We start from the raw sequence: 8,134 nt of genomic DNA, 5'->3' as shown, positions 1-8,134 counted from the left end.
AAATCGCAATTTTTTCGCCGCAAGAACGATGTTTACAGTATTTCCCAGAACTTCCGAGAAGACATCACCATTCCACGCATAGTCATTGGTAGCCAACCCAATAGACCTCACCCAGGGCAGCATTTTCTCCGACCATCTCGCGGATCAATTGGATTGCAAGTTTGTAATCCTGGCATTGGAACTTCGACCAGCCTGTACTAATTAGCTTTTTCCACTTAACCTTCTGGACGGGATTAGCGTGTCGCGCGGCCTCTACCATGAGCAGCCGATCAATGGGCGGATGCAAGAAACGTGTCGAATTTTCAGCGACGTCGTCGGCCCTTTTATTATAGGGATTGAATGGCGCTCCGACCATTGTTTGTAGGAACAAGGCCTTCAGATAACAGTTCACCATCTTTGCAGCGATCCCGTAGGAGAAACGGGAGCCAATCAAATCTTGGCCGCGTTTAGAAAGATCGTCACACCAAGTATGATGGGCGACGTCGAAATCCTTCTGTGTCAGAGGTAGCCAATGACTTCCGAGCGCAAGCCAACGAAGGCTGGATTCCTTCAATAGAGAAGCTCCGACTGATACCCGAAAGGTACAAACGCTACGACTACTGCGCGCGGCCGTCGCAGCAGACCAGGCCGCGAAACGGAATCGATGTTCCGCTGGATGGTATTCAATTGCACCAACACGTCCTATTTTAGCTGTCTCCAACCTGCGCCGTATCTCTGGAAGAAGAGTCTCACGCCAAGTTGGCAAATGAACGACTCCGCCTGACATACCCCCGCCTGGCAACCATGCGAGTGCTCGACTTTCGCTTCCCGACATTTGTCCGCTATCAACCAGGGAGTTGAAGCACGTTTTCAAAAGAGCGTCGATCTCAGCTGGTGAATCTGGAGTGCCATCTGAGATGGAAAGTCTCTCGCTCATCACCCAGCCAAGGGCATCCCATAGAAACGGATCGCCACGAAGGCCCCAGTGAGCAGGGTTCTTCGAAAAGACACTTGAGACTGTTGGCAATAAACTGCTCCCACAAATTCTACTTGAATATCCACCATGAAAAACTCAAGGCTACCTAAAGGTCTTGTCTGGTGGGCACGCGGTTTCGCCAGCATTCGGCCCCCGGAAAGTGCCACTTCGATCTCGATTGAACAAGATAACTGCCTACAGCTTTGCGGCCTCCTCGCCAAACCAAAATCCGCTGATCGGCCTTACCAATCGAGCGATCTAAAAAACGTCGGCATAGTAATTCTACAATGAGGAACGGCCACACGGCGCGATCGGGAACAAGACCCCGATCACGCTGACGAAATCGGGGGACGTCACCAGCCCGTCACCCTGAGCAAAACCGGGAAACTCTGCCTAAGGGCGGTAGAGGTCTGGGGAGCGGATCATTTGCCACGACGGCGAGCTATTGGCGCCATGGGGAAATTCCCGCCAAAAGAAGGCGGGTAGAAAGCCGCGAGCGTCGAGAAAACACATTTATACGACAAAGACTTGCTGATCCGATGCCTAACGGAATCGGCTCGACAACTCGCACCTTTCTTCTTAATCTCGCAGGGTGTCAATTGCCGTCATGGAGCTGGAATGTCTTTTGCGAAGGCCCGCGACATGGTGCAGTTGGCACTCTTTGTCGCCTCAGAGCGGACGGGTGTGACGCTGGAGCAGGTTGCGGCGAAATTCGAGCGATCTCATCGCACTGCTCAACGGATGATGGGTCAGTTCGAGATAACCTTCGACAATGCGGAAGTGAGCATCGGCGAAGATCGCAAAAAGCGTTGGAAACTTGTGGACCCCCAGTTGGACCGCCTACAGGTCGATACAGACACGGCGCTCGAAGCGCTCGAAATGGCGATGCGCGCCGCATCCCATGACGGGCGACGGCGCCACGCCAAGGCGCTCGAAGACCTGCGCAACGGCTTGGTGGCCCGCCTCCCCCGGCACAACGCCCTGCGTGCCGAAGCAGATGCAGAGGCGATCTTGAGCGCACTCGCCCTGGTTTCACGTCCGGGTCCGCGTGTTGTGCTGCCCGCCCCAATCACCGAGGCCGTTGTTGAAGCCCTGCGCGGTCCGTTCCAGCTCCGTGTCATATATGGAAAGGATGCGCGCGAACGAACGCTCGAACCCCATGGCGTTCTGATGGGCCATAGAAGCTATCTCGTGGCGCGCGACCCCGCGAAGGGCGACCTGATACGCAATTACCGGATGGATCTGATCATCGAGGCCGAGGTGCTGGACCAAAGCTTCGCACTGGCAGAGGGATTCTCAATGCCCGCCTACGCGGCGCAGTCTTTCGGCGTCTGGCAGGACCCGAAGCAGTTTGGCGAGGTCGTCTGGCAATTTACACCTGAAGCCGCTGGACGCGCCGCCGAGTTTTGCTTTCACCCCAACCAACAGCTCGAGCCCCAATCCGACGGAAGCCTGATCGTTCGCTTCGAAGCTGCCGGTTGGCAAGAGATGGCATGGCACCTGTACCAGTGGGGTGACAAGGTTACGGTGTTGGCACCCGACGAACTGAGAGCGATGGTCGAAGGGCATCAACGCGACGATTTCACCTCAATGCCGTAAGCTTGGTTCAGCACTTGAAAAGCGCCTGTGCAGGATGGCGTCAACCGCCGGTAAATCGATCCCACGCGAAGCCGATGATGCCCTTGCCTGCGCTGCCGGTGCGGCCGAGCTGTTCCATTGCCCCACTTGCATGGCGCGCCCCCTCAATACGGCGGCGGTTGCGTTGCACCATCAATGCCTCGACTGCGTGCGACGCAATTTCCGACCGCAATGGTTCGATGTTCCAGCCTGGCGCCTCAGCTTGCACCGGCAGCGCACGGGACCAACCAAGCTCCCCAGAGATCGCCGCCACGATCGCGGAAACCCGTTCCAGGTCGGCCGCCGGAACGACATTCTCTGGATAGGGCCAGTTGGGGAATAGCAGGTCAATGCCATTTACCACCGGGATGATCGGCGCATAGCGACGCGTCGGCGACGCGTCACGCGCGGTACGGTAGCGCGCCAGCAGCGCCGCATCTGCTGCCCGGCCCGGTCGGTTTGCGCGCACCACCCAGAGCACGAGATCGGCCTGCAGCATCTGTGCCAACAGTTCGCTCTCGACCGCCTCGGATCCGTCGTTTCCACGGGTATCGACCAAGGTAAACGGCAGATCGCCCAGCTCCACCTCATGCGCAGTCAGTCGGTCGGTGCTGGGGGCCACATCGGTTTCGGCCATGCTCTCCCCTGCGAGCGCATTGATCAGTGAGGACTTCCCGGCGCTGACCTGTCCTACCACGAGCACCCGCAGGGCCGCATCCGGCTGCGCGAGAGCAGCGCGATCGTTACGCTCCGATTCAAGCTCGATTGCCAGCAGCTCGGAATCCGAGAATTTCAGATGGCCGGAATAGAGATCCACTGCAGCGCGGGCGACCTCTTCGAGAATATAGCGCTGGACCTGCACCAAAGAGAATTTCTTCACGCCCGCCATCACGAACTTAGAGAGGGCCGACGCCGGCAAAGTCTTGATATTGAAAAAGAGCTTGGAGAGTTCGTAGACGTTCGAGCCGCCGTCGATGGCCTTGCGAACCCGTGTCATGTGACGCAGGACAAAGGCGATCTGGCTTACGGCGATACTGTCTGAGAAGGGCACGTATTGGCGCAGTGCCAGGCGCAGACGGTTAATCACCCGGTCCGCCAACAACAGCGCCTCGGGAACCGAGAAAGCCAGTCGTTCGCGCTTGCCCGCTGGCGCGAGTTCCGCAGCCCGGTCCACAACCTGCAACGCCATGGCCTGCATCCGGCCCCAATCCACTGGGACCTCGACCGAGGCCGCAATCTCCGAACGCAAGGTCTCGAAGACCCCGAGTTCAGCCGTCGTCCAATCCGGGTTAGCCTCGACGAGCGGTCCATCCAACGGACCACCCCTACCGCGCGCTGCCCTCCGTTCCCGCACGGCAAGGCCCCAAGTAATTAGTTGGAGCAGGACGATGATCGCGGCCAGCCCGGCAAAGAACCAGAGCAACCAGCCCTTCTCGTAAAGCCAGCGATAGCCGAAGACTGAAGGGCCGATAAGCAACACGGCCAGCCCAGTCAGCAAAACCGGCCCACGCCCCCGCAGAAACATGCGCCGCAGAGCGTCATTTGTGATCATCAGGCACCCGTTCGAAGGCGGCGGCGTAGCGCGCGCGCAGGTCTGCGTCGTCCACCTGCGCCCCGCTCCGCGTCTGGTACATCCAATATGCGGCGGCACGTCCCAGCGCGTAGGTCGCAGCCAAGCTGTAGGTCGCGGCCACCGCAGATCCGGCAAAAGGCACAACCTTCAGCGCCTGTCGACCGACAGTAGAGACCGCGTATCTCGTTATCGACCCCAGCCCGAAAGAACCGATGAATTTCATCATGATCTCCCGGTCCCACGCCACTTCATAGCGGCGCGCCAACGCACTCAGCATGGCTACCTGCACCGCAGGAACCGAGGCCAGGCCGACCACGGGCAGGATGTCGCTGGCACCCGCAGTCGCGGCATAGCTCAACACCAGCGCCATATGCCGGTCAAACTCGCGGGCTTCGGGATCCGTGCCCGGTTGTCGGGACAAATACATCGCAACGGTTGGAAGGCTTTCGGCCAGCAGCGCGTGCAGCCCGTTCAAATCGGCGGCCAGCGGATCGCCAAGCGACAAACAGACAGATTTCAGGGGCCTGCCCCAGGCCGTCTCATAGGCCTGCTCGATCTGCGCACGGGCACGGCGCAGCGTCGCGTCATCAGGCACCAGATCGGCTCCGGTCAAAACGAGGATCGCTGGCACTTCCTTGCGTTGCTTGTGGATGCGCGACAGGACATCGACAACCTGCCCCTGCACCGGGTCGTCGATCCGCGCCACAAGTACGAGCAAATGCGCGCCCTGCGTGCAGGCGGCAATGTCGTCAGCCGCGTCATAGCCAACTTCGCCAAGACCGCGCGTATCCAGAAACCGCATCATCGGGTCGGCGGACGGGAAGTCATAAGACTCGGCGGTCCGCGTGCACGACACGAAGCCATTACCGATCGCAGCCGCCGAGGATCTTGTGATAGCCTGGACCAGCGAGCTTTTTCCCGCACCTGTCTTACCCAAGAGCCAAAGTGTCGGCACATGCAACGTCGGGTCGAGCGCAGTCGGTTGAGGAGTCCTGCGGCCGAACAAACCTGCTGCCCGGTCTGTCATACGGCCGAGGAAACCACGTTGGATTTCGCGGTCTTTCGCCTCCCAGTCGGCCCGCCGCGCGAAAGCTTCGCGAATTGTGGCGATCTCTGCGACTTCGCGCGGATCGACCGTTCCGTCAGCGGCGGCTATGGCCTCAAGCAAATCGAAAAGTACTGAATTCAAGACGACGCGATCACAGTCCGGCACCGCCGCCGCAAAGGCTGACATCGACGCTGCCATGCCCTCGACTGGTTGGGCTGCTGAATTCGTCTCAATCACTTCGAGGGCGCAGTCGACATAAGCCGGATCGAAGCCCCAGCATGTAACGAAATGCCCCCTCAAATGAGCACGTTCAGCGGCGTCGAGCGGCCCTGCAGCCGCGGCGACGCGGACGGCCAACGCTCCGATCACATCGAGCAGAGACATGGCCAGAAGATCGAGTTCGGATCCGACAAAGCTTGGCGTCGCGCCGGACCGGTTCGCATCCCAGCTGCGAAACAGCCGGGTCACGCCGTAAAACGACGCTCCCGTCACGACCGCCGCCGCAGCCACCCAACCGACCGGTGTCACCGCAGCCGGTGCCCAGGGCAACAGCGCCATCAACCCGGAACTGCCGAAAAAGCTCGAGGCGACCAACGAGGAGGATGCGATCGAGCCGCCAACAGTCGAGGCGGCCCCTACGTGCCAGATGTCGTCGACAAAATTTTCCTTCGCAGCCGCGGGACTCGTACCTTCGGCTCCCAGCCTGCGACGGAAGAGATCGGGATCGGCAAGGATCCGATCTACTCCCTCAAATGAATGGATCTGCGTAATGGTCGTCTTGTCGAGCAAAATGGCCTCGATGCGCAAAAGGAATGAGACCCCTTCATGCCAAGCACCAAGGACGCCCTAACGAAGTAGTGATCACAGATCGATCAGGTTTCAAGAACAAAACCCCACTCGAAGCCCGACAGCAAACTCCATCGGCTTGCAGGCATCGTCTTTCCAAGCTCGGCCGCCCTACCGAGCCTCCTGCCCGTCTGAGTGCAGCTACTTTCACCGAGTACTTGAATTGATGCTCAAAGTACGCCACGACTCCGTACACATTCTGGAGTCCGGTTGTGACCGAAGCGAAATCGCACTGAGATCGGCCAATAAAACAAGGGTGCGTGGCACGGTGGGGCAGGCCCCTACCGCCGGAGCCATCTTCCCCTATAGGGTGTTGATTTAGCTACAAAAAGCCTTTCATGGCTTCGTAGGTGTGGCATACGGGTGTTCCATCACCCGAGTTTTGCGTGGGTCCGTCCGAAACAAGGGCGACGCAAAACCATGCACGGCCAACCTCATCTCTCCCGTCGCGGCACTGCCTATCAATGGCGCCGTCGGATCCGGGTGTTTTCCACAAAATTCGTCGACCTGAAGCTCTCCTTGGGGACGACGGATCGCCGTGTGGCGATTATCTTAGCCCGCAAGATCAGTGCGGAGAGCGACACGTTTATGGACGGCATCATCAGGACCGAGATCTCGTCTCAGGAGGCGCGCGCCTGGCTGGCGGATGTCATCAAGCGCGAGCGGGCGAAGATCGAAAAGCTGCAATTGCTGCGCCGGTTCGACTCTCTTGATCCGCTTGATGATGTGCGCCACGACGAGGCCGCGCGAGACGCCTGGGCACATCTGGCACGGTCGGGAGTGAATGCGGACGCGCCTGAAGGTGCTTCTGACCTGCTGAACTCGACGATAGATCTATATCGCCGCGACCTTACGAGCGAGAGCCGCAGGCGCATTATCGCAAGGGAGTTTCAGGATCTGACCGGGCGTCCAACAAGGTCTGCTTTTGAAATGGTAACCCTCATGAGCCTGCTGATCTCGGGCAAGCGGGCCGCTTGGACCGGCAAGGATGCAGCGCTTGAGCCGATCGAGGCCCTGGCCGACGCGTTGGCCGCTCAGACACCGTCCCACCTGCTGGGGCCCGAAGCGCCAAGCCCGGCGCCTAATTTCTCACCGGACCATGCGGCGCGAACACCACCTGGCGAGCCGTCGCCCACTCAGGACCCTGCGCTTGATCCCGCGCTCAACGCTGTAATCGACCGGTTGATCGCGATGAAACGCGAGGAAGGCATCGAAGAGAAGACGCTGCGCCAATATCGAAGCTTTGGCGATTTGTTCACGCTTCTCACCGGGATCACCGATATCCGGCAGATCCGCCAGACCGATGCGACGGCCTTCCGTGCCGCGCTTCGAAAAATCCCGAAAAGCTGGGGGAAGAGCCCGAAGGACCAGACCGCGACCCGCGAAGAGGCTATCGCGCGTGCTGCCGCCCTGCCCGCCAATCAGGTTGGCCTCTCGACCGGCACGATCAATCGGCACCTCGATCATCTCGGTCAGGTCGCGACCTGGGCCGCCGATGAGGGCTTCTTGATCGACCCACGCCTCGATCCGAGCAAGCTGCGCCGTAAGGAAACTGTGCGCGAGAGGGAGAAGAAGGATGCGTTCACGCCACTCCAACTGGAGGCGCTGTTTCAGAGCCCGGTCTGGACGGGCTCCGAGACAGAATATTACCAGACACGTCCGGGCAAGACGGTCTATCGCAACGGCATCTACTGGTGCCCGCTGATCGGCGCGGTTACCGGGGCACGGCGCGAAGAGATCGCAGGCTTGTCACTTGGGGACATCATCGAGGTCGACGGCACCCCTTGCATTTCAATCCGTGAAACCGAGCAGCGCCGTGTCAAGACGCTTTCCTCTTGTCGCACCGTGCCTATCCATATGCGCTTGATCGAGCTCGGGTTTCTCGACCATGTGACGAAGATGAAGCGTGCTGGGCACCCTGATCTGTTTCCGGACCTTCGGGAGCCCACGAGCGGGAAGCACGGCAAGAAACTCGGACGCCGGATGAGACAAATCATCGATGATACGCTGGGCGCCGTTGATCTGATCCCCGGAAACTGGACCGTTTGAAGCTGGAGTTTTCCGCTACGCTTCCTTGGCTGGAAGAGGAGTGGAA

General features: G+C 59.6%; 5 protein-coding genes. 2 read left to right on the top strand and 3 right to left on the bottom strand.

Going from position 1 to position 8,134, the window contains the following annotated elements; genetic code table 11:
• Positions 1-82: 82 nt before the first annotated feature.
• The gene (locus BMI90_RS18830) at positions 83-553 is read right to left on the bottom strand and encodes a hypothetical protein (RefSeq protein ID WP_168172816.1); all 471 of its coding nucleotides are present in this window, start codon (positions 551-553) and stop codon (positions 83-85) included.
• Between the two features lie 1,020 nt (positions 554-1,573).
• Between BMI90_RS18830 and BMI90_RS17550 the strand changes: the two genes are divergently transcribed.
• A complete protein-coding gene (locus BMI90_RS17550; protein ID WP_078530780.1) occupies positions 1,574-2,554 on the top strand; it encodes a WYL domain-containing protein in 981 nt (326 codons plus the stop codon).
• Positions 2,555-2,594: 40 nt separating this feature from the next.
• Here BMI90_RS17550 and BMI90_RS17545 read toward each other — a convergent pair whose 3' ends face one another.
• A complete protein-coding gene (locus tag BMI90_RS17545) occupies positions 2,595-4,124 on the bottom strand; it encodes a GTPase (RefSeq protein ID WP_078530779.1) in 1,530 nt (509 codons plus the stop codon).
• Positions 4,111-6,000, bottom strand: a complete 1,890-nt coding sequence (locus tag BMI90_RS17540) for a TerB family tellurite resistance protein (protein WP_078530778.1) — start codon at positions 5,998-6,000, stop codon at positions 4,111-4,113. The genes BMI90_RS17545 and BMI90_RS17540 overlap by 14 nt, the downstream gene beginning before the upstream one ends.
• Before the next feature lie 459 nt (positions 6,001-6,459).
• On the opposite strand from BMI90_RS17540, the gene BMI90_RS17535 reads away from it, so the two are divergent.
• Positions 6,460-8,088 carry an integrase gene (locus BMI90_RS17535; RefSeq protein WP_146671336.1) on the top strand — a complete coding sequence of 543 codons (1,629 nt, stop codon included), beginning with the start codon at positions 6,460-6,462 and terminating at the stop codon, positions 8,086-8,088.
• Positions 8,089-8,134 lie beyond the last annotated feature (46 nt).

It is taken from the genome of Thioclava sp. L04-15 (genome assembly GCF_002020275.1).
GTDB lineage: Bacteria > Pseudomonadota > Alphaproteobacteria > Rhodobacterales > Rhodobacteraceae > Thioclava > Thioclava marina.
The sequence above is the reverse complement of the archived record's forward strand: the minus strand, read 5'-3'. Positions and strand labels throughout refer to the sequence as shown.

Coding starts and splice junctions, on each gene's coding strand:
- BMI90_RS17550 (WP_078530780.1), top strand. CDS start 1,574: ATGTCTTTTGCGAAGGCCCGCGACATGGTGCAGTTGGCACTCTTTGTC.
- BMI90_RS17545 (WP_078530779.1), bottom strand. CDS start 4,124: ATGATCACAAATGACGCTCTGCGGCGCATGTTTCTGCGGGGGCGTGGG.
- BMI90_RS17535 (WP_146671336.1), top strand. CDS start 6,460: ATGCACGGCCAACCTCATCTCTCCCGTCGCGGCACTGCCTATCAATGG.